At 58.6% G+C, this 18,112-nt stretch carries 9 protein-coding genes and 1 pseudogene; 2 read left to right on the forward strand and 8 right to left on the reverse strand.

The window, feature by feature from the left end:
- Position 1: 1 nt before the first annotated feature.
- From K307_RS04600 to K307_RS04635, 8 genes and pseudogenes are all read right to left on the reverse strand, one after another.
- On the reverse strand, positions 2–1,258 hold the full coding sequence (locus K307_RS04600; RefSeq protein WP_042876616.1) for a metallophosphoesterase family protein: 1,257 nt from the start codon (positions 1,256–1,258) through the stop codon (positions 2–4).
- A 519-nt stretch (positions 1,259–1,777) separates the two neighbouring features.
- Positions 1,778–2,308 (reverse strand): thermonuclease family protein, encoded by a 531-nt coding sequence (locus K307_RS04605; protein ID WP_051974654.1) that lies wholly within the window; start codon positions 2,306–2,308, stop codon positions 1,778–1,780.
- 256 nt (positions 2,309–2,564) lie between these two features.
- Positions 2,565–3,257, reverse strand: coding sequence for a hypothetical protein (locus K307_RS04610; RefSeq protein WP_042876617.1), 693 nt, complete (start codon positions 3,255–3,257; stop codon positions 2,565–2,567).
- Positions 3,254–4,813, reverse strand: a complete 1,560-nt coding sequence (locus tag K307_RS04615) for a methyl-accepting chemotaxis protein (protein WP_155301078.1) — start codon at positions 4,811–4,813, stop codon at positions 3,254–3,256. The genes K307_RS04610 and K307_RS04615 overlap by 4 nt, the downstream gene beginning before the upstream one ends.
- A gap of 119 nt (positions 4,814–4,932) precedes the next feature.
- A complete protein-coding gene (locus tag K307_RS04620; RefSeq protein ID WP_042876621.1) occupies positions 4,933–5,718 on the reverse strand; it encodes a hypothetical protein in 786 nt (261 codons plus the stop codon).
- A gap of 4 nt (positions 5,719–5,722) precedes the next feature.
- Entirely contained in the window at positions 5,723–7,180 is a 1,458-nt protein-coding gene (locus K307_RS04625) for a hypothetical protein (RefSeq protein ID WP_042876623.1), read from the reverse strand.
- Between the two features lie 602 nt (positions 7,181–7,782).
- On the reverse strand, positions 7,783–8,034 hold the full coding sequence (locus K307_RS04630; protein WP_042876625.1) for an H-NS family nucleoid-associated regulatory protein: 252 nt from the start codon (positions 8,032–8,034) through the stop codon (positions 7,783–7,785).
- Positions 8,015–8,568: pseudogene (locus tag K307_RS04635) on the reverse strand (KfrA protein); the annotation flags it as partial. The pseudogene K307_RS04635 and the gene K307_RS04630, both read right to left, overlap by 20 nt.
- A gap of 915 nt (positions 8,569–9,483) precedes the next feature.
- On the opposite strand from K307_RS04635, the gene K307_RS04640 reads away from it, so the two are divergent.
- Together K307_RS04640 and K307_RS04645 are read left to right on the forward strand one after the other, a co-directional pair.
- Positions 9,484–15,792, forward strand: a complete 6,309-nt coding sequence (locus K307_RS04640; protein ID WP_042876627.1) for a DUF4011 domain-containing protein — start codon at positions 9,484–9,486, stop codon at positions 15,790–15,792.
- A gap of 451 nt (positions 15,793–16,243) precedes the next feature.
- On the forward strand, positions 16,244–18,040 hold the full coding sequence (locus K307_RS04645) for a GmrSD restriction endonuclease domain-containing protein (protein ID WP_042876629.1): 1,797 nt from the start codon (positions 16,244–16,246) through the stop codon (positions 18,038–18,040).
- Positions 18,041–18,112 lie beyond the last annotated feature (72 nt).

Consider the following 18,112-nt stretch of genomic DNA (forward strand, 5'->3'; position numbering starts at 1 on the left):
ATCACTCCGCCTTTGTCAACTGCGCGACCAAGCCCGAGCGCACGTCGCGGACCAGCTGGGGCAATTCGTCATTGCGCACCTGGGAAAGCGCCGGTACTAGCTCCTGCAGTTCATGTGGTGATTGTGTCACCAAGGGGACTAGCCTCTCTTTGAGCATCTTGAGAAATTCGGGGTCAGATTCGGCTTCGACCAACAGGCCGTGAAGGTCTGCAATCGCGTCTGCTCGGCCTTGCAAGTCTTCATCGCTGCCAATCGACGTGGTTTCGACCTTTACTTTCTCAAGCCATAGCCGGTCGTGACTGATGACCGCAATCTGGCCCAGTACCTCGGAGCGGAGTTGAGCCTCGAGACCGAAGAGTTCACCATGCGCTTTCGAGGCGCCGGTTATAGTGACTCGAACAGCGTGGGGAATGGATGCGGAGCCAGACTCAACCAGAGCTTCCAGCCGGCGGCCGACTTCCCGTGCAACATCGTTGAGTGTCGAGCATTCGGAAGCGTCTACCGCTACAGACTCCCAACGCAGGACATCGATGAGTAGCCGCTCAACAGAAACGTCGCCGGAATCGTCAACGGTAACCGTGACCGCACCGCGTCTACCGGTTTCCCGGATATTGCGGCCCTGCAGATTGCCGGGGAATACGATGGTTGAGGCTTCCCGCCAGATAGCGTATTCGTGCACGTGACCGAGGGCCCAGTATTGATAGCCCCTGGCATGGAGCTCGACCCTCGAACATGGGGCATAGTTGGCGTGAACAGTGTTCCCTTCCAGCGCGGTGTGTAGCACGCCAATATTAAAGAAACCAGGGACCGGCGCTGGGTAGGCGGTCACCAAGTTGGACGTGACTTCCTTTTCCTTGAAACTATGTCCATGCAGGGCGACCTTGAGCTCATCAATACGGAATGTCTCGGCTTTTCGCGTCGAGAACGTGTGGACGTTATCCGGCAGCTGGAGCTGCTTGGTCATTTCGCTTTCCGCGTCATGATTACCAAACAACACGTAGACGGGGATTCCGGCCCGGCGCAGGCGTCCCATCTCCTTGCAGAAGAAAATTCCGGTGTTGTGGTCACGCCAAGTACCATCATAGAGGTCGCCGGCAATCACCATGAAGTCGGCTTCTTCGTCGATAGCGGTGGTCACCAACGCCGTGAAGGCATCGCGAGTGGCATTGCGCAACATGTCAGCAGGGGCGTCCGGATACGCGCTCAATCCGTGAAGTGGACTGTCCAGATGAATGTCCGCTGCGTGAATGAATCGCATGTTGCTGCCTCCACGAGGTGATGGCGACCGCAGAAAGGTACTGCGGCGACTGACTCGAAATTCTATGTGAAACGCAGGGCTATTGCGATGGTCTCGACCGGCTGAAATCAGCCGGCGCCGGAACGGAAAGTCGCACGGATTCGGGTGGCAAACGACACGACGGTATCACGACCGTTCGCCTAGGCATTGTGGCTCGCGCTTCGCGAGGTCGGAATGTCGGCGGCAATGGCATCCTCTTCACAAAAAATGAAACTCGCTGCTGCCACGCGTGAGGACGTCGCAGCAGGTGTAGTCAGGCGATTTATATCCGGCCGACCGCCGATGACGGCAACATGTCCAGCGGCACACCCACTAGCGCAGTGCTTTGGAGGCATGCAACCAGAGGGTTGCCTCGGCTCTCCCTATACCCCTCTTCGGTGGGGCTCCACGGCAAATTCGATTGCCCCCGATCACCCCAGAAAATTGCCACATGGCGTACCGATGAAGTCCGCTTCAAGCCCCTTTGTGGGTAATGCAGCGTCAGTTCAAAGCGGACTGTCGTTGTGCGGCAACGGCGCTCCCTCGCGATCGCTTCCTGAAATCCCAGGGGGCGATAGGGTGCGCGTCGCGCCACAGCCCTAGTCGCTGCAGGCGAGCCGCCTCCTCCGCCTTCTCGTACTGAACGCGGTCATCAGGCGACTGCTCGCGTTTGTATTTCGTGTAGTGCCACGCCAATCCCCGACGCACCATCTCAATGTTCACATCCCCGCCGTTCAAAAGCACCTTCCCTACGAGGCGGCCATACCGATCGTGCTTGGCTCCTTCAACGACCACCGCTCGGTTGTATGCAAGGTCGGAAAGAACCTTTTTAGCGAAGTTGCCAAACGACTGTGCCTTCTCTGGGGCGTCGATTCCCGCAAGGCGAATGCGTATCAGTTCCTTGGAATCGGTAAGAAGGTCCACCGTATCCCCGTCCAAGACTCCAATGATGCGTCCTTGGGTGATGGCAAGGCAGTTGCTCCCGAAAGTCAGCAGGATGCACAACGCGAATAATCGAAAGACTCTGCTCATCGTCGCACCCCAAAAAGGCGAGTCAATAGGGACACGACAAACGAGTCGCGTGCACTAGGGAAGGCTGTTGCGGGTACCGGCTGCGCTCGTGTTGCCGCTATCGTCGTAGCTCCATCTGCTCTTAGCGGCTCCGGAGTGGTCACGGTAGGCTGTGGGACAGCCGCTGAACGGGCGTCCGCGCGAGAACGCACAATTGCCTCAAGCTCGTCGAGCTTGAGGCGAAGCTGTTGCAAGTGGTCATGTGTGATCGGCATGACTACTGCGTTCGGAATGTTGACCAGACAGCTCGCATCGGCTCCAAGTACTGCGTACGGGTAACAGCCGTCAGGAAGTACCGGCACTCAGGCTGCCTGGCCACAACCGGGGCAAAGGTTCTGCGGAAAGCAGAGAGCCCGAGCTCCCGCACCGCGTTGTACTCGAGGCCAAGGGATCTAAGGAGCTGGATCATCTCCGGCGTGGGATCCTCCAGAATGATGGTTCCATCATTTACGATAACCCGAGCAATTGACTTCGGCCGCAACTTGCCATTTACGACGACATTTGGGATGCACGAGACCTTGCCCCAGCCTCCTTCAAGTTCCGATACGCGGTCGGACAGAAGCTTCACTTGGTCCTTCATTAGACCGATCTTCTCTACGCCACCCACGGCCTTGATCGCTGCCACTGAAGCCTCCACGCCCTTTGTTCCGCCGTTCTTCACGAGGAAGTCACTTGTTCCTCTAATCTGATCGAGCGGAGCCATTTTTGATAGGATGTCGGTAAGCTCGGTGATGTTCGAGACGCCCGTTGCCTTCAGCAGTTTCTCTATTGCCTGGTCATCCTTTGCTCGCTGGGCACTCTCCTCCTGCTGCAGCACCAGACCGACCACGAAGAGCAAGAGCCCAAAGAAGAAAATCTGCAGCAGGAAGTCAATCAGCGTGAAGAAAAAGACGTCATCGCTGCGTTTCATGCCGGCCGCTCCTCCTTGGTGCGGTCGATGATGATTTGGGCTACGTTAGTCAAGCGCTCGCCAAATAGCCGAGCGGCGTCTGACGACCGCTTAACGTCGCTCTCAAGCGACTGAGTCGCCGTCGCCAATGCTGACTTCAGAGAGCCGGTGGAGTCGTTAAGGCTGATATGCAACTTTTCCACCGTAGCCGCAAGATCAGTGAGGATCCTGTTAGCTGACTCTGTCGTGTTTTGGAGTGCCGCGACATCATGCGAAAGCCTGTTTGCCTTCTCCAGAGCCTCGGCCGTTGTCAAGGTGTGGCCTGCCAGACTCTTGGCTTCAGTACTTGCGCACGCGAGTAGCTGCTGCACTGACGCCAAAGCCGACTTCAGGTCCGCACTGATGTTGATAACCTCTTCTGTTGGCCGTGGCAGCGCCTGAAGTTGTTGCTCGACAGCGCCCACAACCTCACCGAGATTTCCGAGCCGCCTTTCCAGCGCTACAGACTGTTCCGCCAGGAGGGGTAGAGCTGCCGCAGTCCGGTCAAGATTTGCCGCAAGCAAACCGGTGGCGTTTGCTGATTTCGCAATGTTTTGAGTAGCTCCGTCCAGACGTTTGGAGCTGTTCGTCAGCGCCTCCATCTGCTCGTTCGCCTTTTGGGTCAGCGTCTTGATACTTTTGAAGGTTAGGCCAATGCCTGAGACCGTGCCCGTCATCTCGCTCAGTTCCTTCATGACGCCGCTCAATGCGTCTGTGCTCTCAGCAACTACGGTTTGCGCTTGAGCCAAAGTTTTCGCGGAGGTGACCATCTGGCCCTCACTGCCGCCAATCCGCTCCAGGTTCTCGCGGAAAGTTGTCAGGGTGCTGTTGAGCGCCGAGGACGCCGCTATCGCCGCTTCGGATGTGCGCGCCCCTTCTTCTGAGCGCTGAGCCAATTCACTCAGAGCCCGGTTGAGTTGGTTGACGGTCTCTAGCGTCATCTTGACACTGCGGACCAGCTCCTCTCTCTCCTGAACAAACGAAGTCTCATTGACGAGCCCCCGAATCTCTGTGAGCCCTTGTCGCGCGGACGCAAGCGTCCCCCGCAGCTGTTCGTCGAACACGCGGGCCACTTCCAACATGGACCGCTCCGTCGCGAGCCGCGCTGTCTCAGCAACTTCTTGAGACTTAGCCATCAAGTTATTGGATAGCTGGACGAACTGAGTCGAAGCCAACTCGACGTTGGTAACCAGTTCCCGCGATCTCTGCACATAGCGGTCCAAGACCGCCTCCGGACTCGCGTCGTCAACAAGGGTGGTGACGCTCGAGAGGTGCATACGCGCTATGACGGCGTAACCGGTCGCAAAGAGGCCTAGGCCAAACTGGAAGGCGATGTTGTTCAGCGGCTCTTTGCCCCCGCTCACCGCAAGACTGACGGCGCTAACGCCCAGCGCCGCAATGGTAACCAAAAATCCGAAGTAGTAGACACTGTCGATCGCAGTCTGGCTCAGCCCCTTCTTCGCGCGAGGAGTGAGGTATCCGAGGTGGTACCACACTAAAGGAAGCGCACCAACAGACATGGCGACCCACGGCGGCATCCTCATCACCGTCGCGAGGACGAGAAGGACGAAGGAACTAAAAGTGCACCATCGAAGAGTCGAAAAAAATCTGTCCGGCCCTGGCGACGTACTAAGCGTCGCGTTTGTACTCAACATTCTTAAGCTCCCGGCAGATAGTCGATTTCTACCTTGGCGCCCGCCCCCTCGTTATCACCGAAGAACCAGGGCCAGAGTTGGTCTCGACACTTCAAACTTGCTTTAGGTAGGTCTATTCGCGGGACAACGTTCAGGTACACGCTTGTATTCGCAAACTTGGGCCGCTCCTGTGCACCACGTCTGGACTCTCGAAATAGAGCGACCGTCCTTGCTGCATCGCCGCACGAATAAAGGGAGAACTTAGGTGGTGTGTGCTCCATCAAGTCGGAGAACACGAGCAGAGTGTTACGCTGCCCTCGTAGGTACTGGCTGAGTGAGAGATCGATAATGGCCTGTGCGATGGGTGACTCCTTAGCATTGGACGGAGCAGCGCTAAGTGCCATGGTTACCGGCTCCAAAAAATCTCGCTTGTAGGCCTTTTCGATTCCCCGGACGTCTTCGACCAATCGGTTGCCCGCTTGGGATGGCTTACACCTGCTAAAGGCGGGAGCGAGCGACGTCCGGCTGACCTCAGACACGTTGAAGACAGTAACTCGCTCATTGGTTTGGGTCTTATCTCTAATATAAGCAAGGGCGCGCGCAACGATTTCTGCACGCGTTTGATCCGTCAGCTGTTCACTGTGGTCAAATACGATGACAGTATTCGCTGTCACGGCACCAACGCAGCCGTCTGCCTCAGATTTCGGCTTGCTGCCAACTGCCAACTTGCCCCCAACCATTGCCAGCAACACACCGCCGGCGATGGTCATCAAGACCAGACCCTTCTTGTCCTTTTTCGAAAGAGCCATTGTCTTAAGCCGCCTGCACTCGATTGATGGTGTGCGTGGTCCGAGAGATATTGTCCTCAGCCTCCTTCTGCACGTCCTTCAGATAGGCCGCCATGGTGTTGCTGAGAATTTCTGCGGTGTCCTCTTGAAGAGCCTTCAGCTTCCCATTGAGCGGCTCACGATGTTTCTCGCCCAGAGCTTTCAGTTCCTCTTGAACTGTTGCCAGTTCGCTGACGACACGTTCGGACGCGGAACCGTCGATGCGCGTACTAAGGACCGGCGCTTCGGCAAAGTAAGCGGGTGCGGGGAGTGCCCGAACTGCTGCATTTGCGTGGCGGTATGCCTCTATGACGAGGGCGTAATCCCTTTGAATCCCCCCGGCCTGCGACTCCAAAGATTGTCGGGCGTGAGTTAGGTCCGCTATCCGCCGAGCCAGCATGCCAACCTGTGTGGTGGGCTCGTGCAATGCCGCCTGAACAGCAGCCTTGCGATGGTGCAGAAGCTCCTTGGCCTTCTGCCGGACTTTGCCCTGCTGTTCGTGCTCGGCCGCAATCGCAGCCTTGTAATTTCGGTCCTTTAAGCCGTAACCGGGGTATTTATCATCCAGGGTGTAGCCTTTGTAGAACGCCCATACGCTCAAGACGATGCCAACACCGAAGAGGATAAAGCTCCAGTGGTCTTGGAATCGGGGGCTTCCACGAAAGATGAGCAGCGCCTCAGGCCAAGCTCGTTGGAAGGCCTCCTTCACTTGGACAAATTCAGAAGGGTCGGCGACCAGCTGATATTCGCTTCGGAAGGACGCGAATAGCGAATTGCAAAAGACAGCCACGAACACGAAGGCGACCAGGCACGCCCAGCCGACCACCTTCTTGTCAATGGAGGCGAGGTTCTTGAAGCAGAACCAGTAGCCCAAGCCAAGCGCTGCCCCCATATTCAGCGCGGCAATTCCCATGGCGACGACGACACCGCCCAACAGGCCTTGGCTATTCTCGTAGAAAAAGGCATTTACCACCACCTCAAGGAGCGCGAGTATGGCGAGCACGCCGAAGTGCCACAGCGTGCTATCCGGGTATCTGGGCTCTTCGTGGATGTTATTTGCTGCCTTGTAGTACCGGATGTCCGCCTCCGCGCGTAGGCGGGCCTCGGTTGTTTTCACTAAGACGGGGCGGTCGCCGGCAAGGTCAGCTTCAACGGCGCTAGTGGCGGTGTCGTCCCGAACTAGCTGGTCAAAGCTGGTGCGCAATTCAATGGCCTTCTGCCGCGCCTCCATCAAGCTGCGCGAAACCTCCGTTACGGTCGTGTCGAACAGCCGCTGCTCGGTGTTCAGCCAACCTTCAGCTTCGCTCTTCAGCCCGCTCTCGTGCAGGTCTAGCGAAGTCGCGTCAGGAGGCGGCCGGTGCTTGCTGGCCTCCTTTTGACCCTTGACTCGAAAATTCTGGAGATTGCTCGCAATCTCTCCCGAGTAATTGCTGTAGGTCGGCATACTTGGTCCGGATGTTCATTCGCGATGTCGCGCTCGATACCACCTTCTTTTTTGCCGACGCCGCTTTATTGGTTGGTCGCATTGGAGGCCGCCACTGTAAAAACAAAGTTACATTATTTTGCAAGGTGGGGGAAGGGGGAGGACGGCTTTCCTGCGACGCCAAAAGTTGCAGAGGTTTACCCTCACTATTGAGGCGAGGGAGCAAATAGGTTGATCCTCCGGCTTCGATTTCGGTAGCGAAAGCGGTCCGTCTATGGCGCGCCAACTGCGTTCCTCATGCTTGGCTGCGCCTCGCCAGTCCACCGACGTACCCGGTGGAGGCATCGACAGACTGTGTGGTGATCGGTTCCTGATAGCTGACTGCGTTTGGGGTTGCTGAACAGGACTACGTCTTGGTCCGGGTGTCTTGTTCCCTGGTCACACTTATGCCGCGGCCCTGCGTTGAAGCGTTGGCCCGGCGGCCAGTTGTGTGGCAGGTCGTGCTTCTAGAATTGCTCTATCTAACCCCCATGCACCGCGCATTTCGGTGCCGTAGCGCCAGGCGAACGCCGGAGAGGCCCTCCCCAAAACCTCGCGACCGCTTGGTCTATTGCGCCGGCAACTTACCCCGCCCGAAAAAACTCCACGTTCTGCCCAGCATTGACCGCCCGCCGCAGCCAATCGGGCATCTCGCCCTGCCCGTCCCAGCTCATTCCCTGGGCGTTGCGGTAGCTGACCGGCGGCGGAGGGGGTGGCGGCGGATTAAAGCACCCCGCCGCTTCCAGCTTCTCCATCGTCAGCCCATAATCGGCCATCTGGGCCTGGATCCAGCGGATCGCGTCCGCCCGCTCATTTTCACTTGCCTTCGTTGCCATCGTTGCCGTCATCTGGGTTGAGGGAGGCCGTAGGCGCACCCTGTTCTTTGCCCTGTTGTTCGCTCTGTACTGGCTTCTCGGTCGGCGCCGGGCCCACGGCCTTGCGCCGCCGCCCACCGCCACCGTCTCGCTCGCGCGGCGCCACCCGCAATTCTGCCAGCAGCTGACGCGCGAGCGCCGCTTCGGCTTCGGCGCGTTCGGCCCGGCGCTGCGCCGCGGCCAGCTCTGCCTGCACGATGTCCAGGTCGCTGATTGATTTCCGCTGCGCCTGCTCGGCGGCCGCGAGCCGATCGGTGAGCGCTGCGGCCTGCGTTTCGAGCCGGGCGCGCGCCTCGGCCTGCGCCACCGCCGCGTCCCGGGCCTCGCTGCGCGCCGCCGCAAGTTCCGACCGCAGCTCTTCTGGCGCGCGGTGCGCTCCTGGGCGATGGCCACCAGCTCGCGGGCGTGCTGGAGCTCCGTCGAGAATTGTGTGCGCAACTCCGCCAACTGCCGGCACGCGGCCTCCAGTTCCTCCTGGGCCGCGGCGTGCGCCTGCAGCCATGGCCATCCTCAACCCGGCTACCCCTGCTTCCGAGGGGTAATCGAGCCATAACAACCGGCCAAAATAGCTCCTTAGTGTGAGTGCGCTGGCAGTCCCCTACATACCTTACAAAAAATGGGTCTCCATGAACCAGATCTCGCTGCCAGACTATCTACGCCGGAGTCTGAATTCGCTAGAGCGAACCCGGGCGGCTGGGATACAGGGGAAATTGAGGCAAGCGTTCGCGCAGGCATCAAAGGCCGACATTCTAGAGCTCGCCGCGCGAGTACCAACTCACTTTATCGGCGCGGGTGTCCGGCGTGCGGATGCAGTTGCGGGATTGCTCAAGTCTGGCGGTGTTGTTCGGTAGCGCAGTTCTCGAGATAGAGGACGGCGTCAAGGCGGGCTCGGCGCGGCGTGTTCACTGCCCACGCGATGGCCAGAGTTGAGGCAGCGGCACAAGACACAGCCAAGTTCAGCAAGGGCGCACCTATGCCACCGCGGCCGCCCTCAAGCAGGCGGCAGCGCAAGATCCTACTGGGTTCGCTATGGCAGTCCTGATACGCCGACTTTCAGATGGGTGAGACGGACGTGATATCAACAACTTCGTCGCCGGTATGTTACTAGCGAAGGCCGGTGGCGCGAACGCGCAATTTGTGCTCGCCGAGGCATACCGGGAGTGGTGTCGAGCGGGGACATCTCGATAGATTTTTGACGGTGAACTAGGCGCAATAGCCTGGCCAGAGTTACTCCCCTGCTGGACACGCGCGAGCCCACGCCACTGAGCCGTCGCCCGCGAAACATCCATGTAACGTGCAGCCTGCACTAGGCTAAATTGCCTCATTCCAATGATCGATGGCGATGCATTCCCTCATGGTTTTATCCTGAGGCAGAGGTAAACGGCCCGGAGACCAATAACAAAGGGAGTTATGATGCGAGTCGAATACCAGGAGAGTGACGCGACGGCGCTGGTCGGCGAGATTTTCTCGGGCGAAATCTCAGTCGTGGACGCGATCGAGCGCCTGAGAACAAGGCTTCTCGATCTGTCCGCGCGCAATCGACTACTTAACTACCGTCATCCCAAAGGGCACGCCATTCAGATCGCGGGCGAGCCCAACATTGGTCTGGTGTTGGAGCGCCTTATCGTCGACGGCAAGGGAGTCCCCCTCAAGTCCGTTCCCGAGCCACCGCCCGATACTTACGAGGGGAAGCGCCCCGAGGTCAAGCAGCACGCCCTCGAGCTTGGCATCGCCACGGCATTCGAGTTTCCGCCCAGTCCTGCACGCTCGAGCGGTCGCAAGCTAAACGGCATTCAGACGCTGCTCTATCCAGCGGATTTGGAACGCCAGTGTCGCAAGATCGCGAGCGAGGCGAAAACGGCGATTGAGGAGACTGGCAGCAACATGCTGTTCCTTGTCTTCGGCTTCCTGGAGTTTTACGACAGCGACGAGTCCACGCGAGCACTGCAGGCCCCGCTTCTGTCGCTGCCGGTCAATCTAGCGCGCGCCGAGATCGACCGGGAGACGGGCACCTATAGGTATGCGGTGCAGCACAACGGGGAGGAATTGACCGAAAACCACACGCTCCGGGAAAAGCTGCGCCGGGACTTCTTGCTCGCCCTCCCTGACTTCGAAGAGGACGAAAAACCAGAGGCCTATTTTGTCCGTATCGAGAAAACGATCAAGAACCACAAACGATGGAAGGTACGCCGGCAAATCACACTGGGCATGCTCTCGTTTGGCAAGCTGGCGATCTGGTCGGACCTGGATCCAAAGAAGAACCCGGGGCTGCTGCGCCACAAGTTGATCAAATCCGTGTTCTCGGGCGGCTCCGGCAGCGACGGCGCTCTCTTTGCCGAGGATTACCGCATCGATGACCTGCCCGAGGATTCACCAGGACTCATTTACGACGCGGACTCTTCACAGCACAGTGCGATCGTTGACGTTCTTGCGGGCAAGAATCTGGTCATCAACGGCCCGCCCGGCACCGGCAAGTCCCAAACCATCACAAACATCATTGCTGCGGCCCTATCTCAGGGCAAAAAGGTGTTGTTCGTCTCGGAGAAGCTGGCCGCTCTGGAGGTGGTTCGTCACCGCCTGAACCAAGCGGGTTTGGGACATTTCTGCCTCGAATTGCATTCGCACAAGACGCAGAAGGCGAAGTTCCTCGAGGACATTCGGGCTCGCATCGAGCAGCGCTTCCGTGCGCCGACTCAATTCAAAGCCAAAGTCGCTACGCTCCAGGAGCACAAGACCAACTTGGCCCGCCACGCCGAGTTGATGGGCAGCCGCGTGGGGAACGCCCTCGGACTGACAGTGAATGAGGTGTTTTGGGCGGTGGAACGCCGCAGACAGGAACTCGGGGACCTTACTGCCGAGGCCAAGGCTATCGGGCTTAGGGACGCACCGAAATGGGCCCTTGCAGACATTGAGTCTCGCCGGTCATCGATCGCCGCCCTGGCTGAACTTTACGACGCCATCGGAAATTTCGATACTCGCCATCCGTGGTGGGGCTTTCGCCCCAAGCCCCTCTTTCCATCCGATGACGAGGCCATCGCCAGGATTATTCAGCAAGCACTGGATCATGCCATTCTCGCCGACGCCGCAGCTGAGGAAGCGGTGAAATTCTTCCGCCTTGACGAGCAACCGGCTACCACCGAGGCGTCCAAGACGTGTTCTCTCCTGGCAACCGCGCCAGCGTTCCCAGCGGGGGCCGATCCCACCCTGCTTCCGACTATGTTCGATGCGCAGGCCGACCCCAATGGCGAGCGCAGCGCGCGCGCGCTCGCGGACGTAACCAAGCTGGTCAGCCATGCCCGCACACGATTGACGGCGGCGGCCACGGTATTGCTGGACGAGGCGAGTCTCTCCAAGCAGGAGGCGGACGAGGTGCGTTCGCTAGCGCAAACGCATCGGTTGGATCCCGTCCTGCTGGCGGCTGACATCCGCGAGTCTTTGCAGACGATAGCCAGGGCGGAAACTACCATCGAGGCGTTCGCGACTTCGGCACGCCTCGCGGGATACCCATACCGCCCGGCAGACAAGGTGGTGGAGGAAGCGTTCCTGGCGAGCGTGAGCAAGCCTTTTCTGGCGGAGCTTAGCAAGTTTTCCCCACATTCCGTGGCTTCGCGGGCCGCAGCAGTTAGCGACGCCGTCGGTGCCATTGAGCAAGCCATCCAACGCGTGCGACCGATCGCACTGAGGAGCGGCCTGCCCTTCGATACCTCGCCCGAGTCGGCGGCCCGACTTGCCTGTCCGAACGGACTTCCCGGACTTAGCAAGGACGTCCCGATCACGGCCGCCTCCTTAACTGAGGCCCGTCGTTTGGCCGCCTTTGCATTGACCGATACGCCCACGAGCGAACTCCAGCGGCTACACGGACTTCTCGAACGGGAAGTCGCGGCGTGTTTCGAGGCGCTGGCCGGCTGCCAGCAGACAGTTGCGCAGCTCGGGCTCGAAATCGACTCGACCGAAGTCGGGATTGCTCAATTGCACGCGCTGGCCGAGATTGCCGCGGCAGCCCCCGCGGATCTTCTCGACTACCGCATGCCCACCTACGGGCAGGAGGCCACGGGCGACCTCCTAGCAAAACTTCGCGCCTCACTCGCCGGATACTCGTTTGAGAAACTCGCGTTCGAGCCCCGACTCTACCTCGATTCGGTACCGCCCCTCGCGGAACTCGATTCCGCGGTAAGAGTGTTGCGTAGCAAGGATGGCTTCTTCTCCTTCCTCAACAGGGACTACCGTAAGGCCACGCGGCTGCATGCCGGGCTTTGCAAAGAAAAACGCAAGATGACTGGCAAGCAGCGCTCGGACGAGTTGGCCAGGCTCAAGGCATGGATCGAGGCGAAGGACGCTTTCGTTGCGAGTTCGGAACTCCGGGCGTGCTTTGGAAGCCTCTTTCGCGGGTTGGACACCGATGCGAGGAAAATCGCCTCGCTTTATGACTGGTACAGGTCCAGTCGTCGGATTCTGAACGCATGTCCGGGCCTCGCGACCAAGGTCAATCTGAGCACCATTCCTGCCGAACGACTCTTGCAGCTGGCGACCCGGGCCGACCAGGTGAAGTCCGACACCAAGCGGCTCGTAGACTGCGAAGCTGCCATCAAATCGATTCTCGGGGCCGACATCGCCGGCTTTCGAGAGGCCAAGGCGCAGACTTGGAAGACTGGCCTCGACACCCTTCGCAAGGCCATCGAAAGCATCGGAGCCGTGACTGGCTTTTTCAAAGAATACGCCGAACTGAGCCTTTCCCCACGCATGGCCCTGTCTCTCATGGAAATCCGTGTGGGCCTCGACGGCGTGGCGGCGGAACTCTCATTGCTGATGGAAGGACGTCAGGCGCTCAGGGAAGCGGGCGGTGAAGAATTGGGGCGTCTAACCGATCTGGCGATCGGACCGTGGTGCGATGTACTGCCGGCCATCAGTTCTCAAGTGACGATGACCGCGCAACTTGCGCAGCAAGCCGCTGGGTTTGTAGGTGATGACGCCCTCATTTCTGACGCACACGCGTTCGTCAAGGCGAGACAAGAATTCGAGGAGGCGTGGGCGTGCGTGGCGGCCGCTCCCGCCTCAAACCGCTTCTCCGACTGGACCGGGTTGACAGAGGCTGCGTACGAGAGCACAACGGCGGCACGACTCGTTCTTGAGCGGGTCGCCCCTCTTTGTCGAGCTGGCGCCTCCGCTGAGGACTTCTTCGCAGCCTCGGCCGAGCAAGCCCACGCGCAAATTATCCTGAACGGCCTGGCCGATTCCCACGACGTTCAAGCAAGTCTCGGTGACGCTTACAAGGGCATCAACACCGACCTGGAGTCCCTTTCGACCACGCACAAATGGGGTGCCGCAATCTGGAGGTTGGGCATCCCGACCGCCATGTGCAGGCGCCTACTGTCCGCCGACGCTCCGAGCGCGCTCGACCGCGCGCAGCGCATCTATGCGGATATCACTGATGGCTGCCGCCAAGCCCGTGAGACTGTGGAAAGCCTCGCTTCCTACGGCTCGCTGTCGTGGAGCGAATGGCAACAGCCTGTGCGTTCCACACACTCGCGCGAGACGCCTTCTGCGATCAAGACGCGCCTTCAGGCCGTCGCCAACTCCCCTGAATCCGTGCTGCCTTGGTCCAAATACCTCTCGCTTCGAGAACAAGCCACCACCGAAGGGATAGGCCAGTTCGCGGCAGCCCTCGAATCCGGCAGAATTCCCTCGTCCGCGCTGATAGCCGCGTTCGAATTCGCGACCTATCAATCCATCGGCCACGCCATCTACAAGAAGTTTCCCGAGTTGACCCGCTTTGATGGCAGCCACCACGAGAAAAGGCGCATCGACTATCAAGTCCTCGACGCCGAGATTGTCTCACTCACGGGCATGGATTTCGCTAGCCAGATTGCGAAGAATACCGATGTTCCGGAAGGCCAGTGCGGCGCCACTGTGGGCGACTACACGGAAATGCACCTGCTGCGCCGCGAAATCAACAAGCAGCGCCGCCACATCCCAATCCGTCAATTGTTGAAGCGCGCGGGAAAGGCGTTACAGGAACTCAAGCCCTGTTTCATGATGGGACCTTTGTCTGTCGCCCAATATCTGGAACAGGGGGCACTCGCGTTCGACCTGATCGTCATGGATGAGGCCTCGCAGTTGCGTCCGGAGGAAGCCCTCGGCGCCATTGCACGCGGCTCGCAACTGGTTGTCGTTGGCGATCCGAAGCAGTTGCCGCCCACCAGCTTCTTTGACCGCATGCTCGACGCGGGAGACGGTGAGGACGAAGAGGCACCTGCCGCGGTCAGTGGCATGGAGAGCATTCTTGACATCTGCCAGCAACTCTTCTCCCCGGTACGAAGCCTGCGCTGGCACTACCGCTCGCAGCACGAATCCCTCATTGCCTTCTCCAACCATCACTTCTACAAGAACCTGATCGTCTTCCCCTCGCCATATGCCAAGAACGGCAGGCTCGGGCTGAAATACCGCTATGTGAAGGGAGGCGCGTACAAAGATCGACAGAACGTGCCGGAGGCCCAGCGCGTGTGCGACGCTGTCCTTGAGCACATGCTGAAGCGGCCCGACGAATCGCTCGGGGTAGTGACACTCAATCAGACCCAGCGCGAACTGATCGAGGAGTTGCTGGAAAAGAAACTCAAGACCTTCCACGAGGGCGCAGCCTTCATGGAGCGCTGGGAGGCCGCAGGCTGGCCCTTCTTTGTCAAGAACCTTGAGAACGTCCAGGGCGATGAGCGCGATGTCATTTTCATCTCAACGACGTTCGGCAAGGTGCCTGGCACAAACAAGCCGCGACAGAATTTTGGCCCCATTAGCCGCGCAGACGGCTGGCGACGCCTGAACGTGTTGTTCACCCGCTCCAAGCGACGCGTCGAGTTGTTCACTTCCATGACGGCCGAGGATATCGTCGTCGACGATCGCACACCCCTCGGCACGAAGGCGCTTAGGGACTACCTCGACTTCGCCAGACGCGGGGTGTTGGTCGCGACTGACGAGTGCGAGCGCGAGCCCGACAGCGACTTTGAAGTGTCCGTGGCGAATGTCATCCGGAGTCTGGGGTACGACGTGAAGTCGCAGTTGGGCGTTGCCGGCTTTTTCCTCGACATGGCCGTGCGCAATCCAGACCGGCCGGGAGAGTTTCTTGCCGCCATCGAATGCGACGGCGCCACCTATCACAGTGGCTTCTCAGTCCGGGACCGGGATCGCATCCGACAGGAGATCCTCGAATCGCTCGGATGGAAGGAGCGCATTTACCGCATCTGGTCCACGGACTGGTTTTACGATCCGCGCAAGGAGATCGACCGGTTGCGCCGCTTCCTGGCCGAGCGTCGACGCCTCAGCGCCCTGGAGGGACCGGAGGTGCCCGAGGAGATCAATGAGGTCGATGAGGAAGACTACGAAGACATCGAGCCAGACACCAACGAGACTCAGATCGCCGAGGACCAGGTCGCCACCACATTGGCCGAGGAACTGTCGAGCGCATCAGACGGCGCTGACGACATCTTCGTGGAAGTCGGCGACCGCGTCACGTATTGCCTGATGAACAACCCGCAAGAGCGTAACAGCGTACTGATCGTCGATAGCGCGAGCAATCCGAAGATGGGTCTCGTCAACGAGGCCACCCCTCTGGCACAAGCGCTTCTCGGCCTGTCGGCGGGCGACGTAGGACTGCTGGGCATTCACGGACAAAATACCCATCAGGTGAAGGTGCTGAAGATCCAGCGCCTGTGCGGACAGCTGGATTAGTCTGACGCCCCACGCCCGCGTCGCTATACGAAGACGTGGCCGGAGCAGAATCGTCGCCGTCTTCGGTTGCACAGAGGAGGTCGGAGAATACAAGTTTCTGGGCACCGTTTCCGACAAGGACAGCGGCTGCAGCGACGGCTCGCGCGACATCCTGTTCACCACGATTGGAAGTAGGACGGCGGAATTTAATGTTCCGCACGCCGTTCAATCAAGAAGAAACAGAAAAGATGTTTACACTTCCGCATGCAAACGGCTGCAGATCCCAGATGAAAAACTTGTCGCCGTCCGGGAGCGCGCGGAAAGCCAAAAGCTATTCGACTTGAGGAGCTTACCAGCATTACACTCTGGGGATCAGCCTCTTGAGGATCTGAGATGGTGCCAACTCGAATAAGTAGGTTGGTTCCTGCGCGTTGTATAAAGCGTACAGGCTGAGCAAACAAAGGGATTGAGAATGTCGACTCAACGTTATTCCGTCACTCCGCATCCAATTGAAACCCTACTTACATGGGTGAAATCCGGCGAAATCGCCATACCAGAGATCCAACGCCCATTCGTATGGGAGGCCACCAAGGTGCGCAACTTTTTGGACTCTCTGTACCAAGGCTATCCGGTCGGCTACCTAATTGCTTGGCGCAATCCCACCGTCAGGCTCAAGGACGGGTCTACCTCGGCCGGCAAGCGTATCCTGATCGACGGACAGCAGCGCGTGACGGCGCTGATGGCCTCCCTCCTTGGAGTCGAAGTTCTCACCGACGACTACGAGACGGTACAGATTCGCATTGCCTTCAATCCGCAGGAGGAGCGCTTTGAGGTGGCCAACCCAGCCATCCGCAAGAACGTGGCGTGGATTCCGGATGTGGCTGAGGTGTTCGAGCCCTCAACCAGTCTGTTCCACCTAGTCGCAGGATACTGTGGGGCCAATCCCGAGACCTCTCAAGACAAGATCTTCAAAGTCATCGAGAAACTGCGAGGAATCATACACAACCATGTTGGCATCATTGAGTTGGCCGAAGACCTAGACATAGAAACGGTCACTGAGATTTTCATCCGAGTCAACTCAGCCGGCTCGCCTCTGTCACAGGCCGACTTCGCCATGTCGAAGATCGCGGTCAATACTAGCTATGGCGGTAACTTGCTGCGCAAAGCCATCGACTACTTCTGCCACTTGGCCATTGCGCCAGAATTCCTAGCCAAAATCAGAAAAGGCGACAGCGCCTTTGTCGAGTCGGAATTCTTCAACAAGATGAAGTGGATCGCGGACGTCAACGACGACATCTACGACCCCACCTATACAGACATGCTGCGCGTAGCCTTCACCTCGGAGTTCGGTCGGGGCAAGCTTCAGGATCTCGTTGCGCTACTGTCGGGTCGCAATTTTGAAACCAAGCAATACGAGGATGCCATCGCCGAAACTTCATTTGACACCCTTAAGCAAGGTATCCTGGCCTTTGTTAACAAGACTCACTTCGATCGCATCACCATGATCTTGCGATCAGCAGGGTTTATCTTGAGCGACATGATCGGCAGCCAAAACGCGATCAACTTCGCCTACATTTTGTATTTGCGCGGACGCCGGGAGAACGTACCGGCGGCGCAACTGGAGCAACTGGTTCGGCGCTGGTTCGCAATGTCCATGCTACGCGGGCGCTACAGTGGGTCGCCCGAGTCAACTTTTGATTTCGACATCCGCCAGATCGATAGCCGTGGGGTCGTGGCATTCGCGGAGTCGGTGATTCCGAATGAAATTCCGGACAGCTTTTGGACCGGCATGTTGCCCCAATTCATGGATACTTCTTCGATCAACAGTCCTTACTTCCGCTGTTATCAGGCTGCTCAAGTAAAACTTGGGGACAAGGGCTTCCTTTCAAGGGACATTACTGTTACCGATCTGCTACTCAACCGGGCAGATGTGCATCACGTCTATCCTAAGCAGCACTTGAAGAACAATGGAAAGTCGCGGGGGGCGTACAATCAGATCGCAAATTTCGTGGTCGCCCAGAGCGAGATTAATATTGCTATCGGTGCCAAGGCACCCGAAGTCTACTTCGCGGAGCTGGCCGATCAGGCGGCTGGAGGTGCGAAGAAATATGGTGGAATTACAGATAGGGAGAATTTGCTGGCGAACTTCCGCATGAATTGCATTCCCGAGAGCATGCTCGACGGGAACATTAACGATTATGGCAACTTTCTTGAGGAACGCAGAAGACTGATGTCCCTCAAGACACGTAGTTGGTTCGATTCACTGTAAGAAATGAGGCCATTGGGGTATCCATTTAATCGGAGTCGTCACGTCTCCACGGCCGATTTTGCCGAGGGCGAT

The organism is Cupriavidus necator A5-1, assembly GCF_000744095.1.
Lineage (GTDB): Bacteria > Pseudomonadota > Gammaproteobacteria > Burkholderiales > Burkholderiaceae > Cupriavidus > Cupriavidus necator_A.

What these genes read in the sequence shown, in the direction of transcription:
- K307_RS04645 (WP_042876629.1), top strand. Translation starts at nt 16,244, where the DNA reads ATGTCGACTCAACGTTATTCCGTCACTCCGCATCCAATTGAAACCCTA.
- K307_RS04620 (WP_042876621.1), bottom strand. Translation starts at nt 5,718, where the DNA reads ATGGCTCTTTCGAAAAAGGACAAGAAGGGTCTGGTCTTGATGACCATC.
- K307_RS04600 (WP_042876616.1), bottom strand. Translation starts at nt 1,258, where the DNA reads ATGCGATTCATTCACGCAGCGGACATTCATCTGGACAGTCCACTTCAC.
- K307_RS04605 (WP_051974654.1), bottom strand. Translation starts at nt 2,308, where the DNA reads ATGAGCAGAGTCTTTCGATTATTCGCGTTGTGCATCCTGCTGACTTTC.
- K307_RS04630 (WP_042876625.1), bottom strand. Translation starts at nt 8,034, where the DNA reads ATGGCAACGAAGGCAAGTGAAAATGAGCGGGCGGACGCGATCCGCTGG.
- K307_RS04625 (WP_042876623.1), bottom strand. Translation starts at nt 7,180, where the DNA reads ATGCCGACCTACAGCAATTACTCGGGAGAGATTGCGAGCAATCTCCAG.
- K307_RS04640 (WP_042876627.1), top strand. Translation starts at nt 9,484, where the DNA reads ATGATGCGAGTCGAATACCAGGAGAGTGACGCGACGGCGCTGGTCGGC.
- K307_RS04610 (WP_042876617.1), bottom strand. Translation starts at nt 3,257, where the DNA reads ATGAAACGCAGCGATGACGTCTTTTTCTTCACGCTGATTGACTTCCTG.
- K307_RS04615 (WP_155301078.1), bottom strand. Translation starts at nt 4,813, where the DNA reads ATGCCGCCGTGGGTCGCCATGTCTGTTGGTGCGCTTCCTTTAGTGTGG.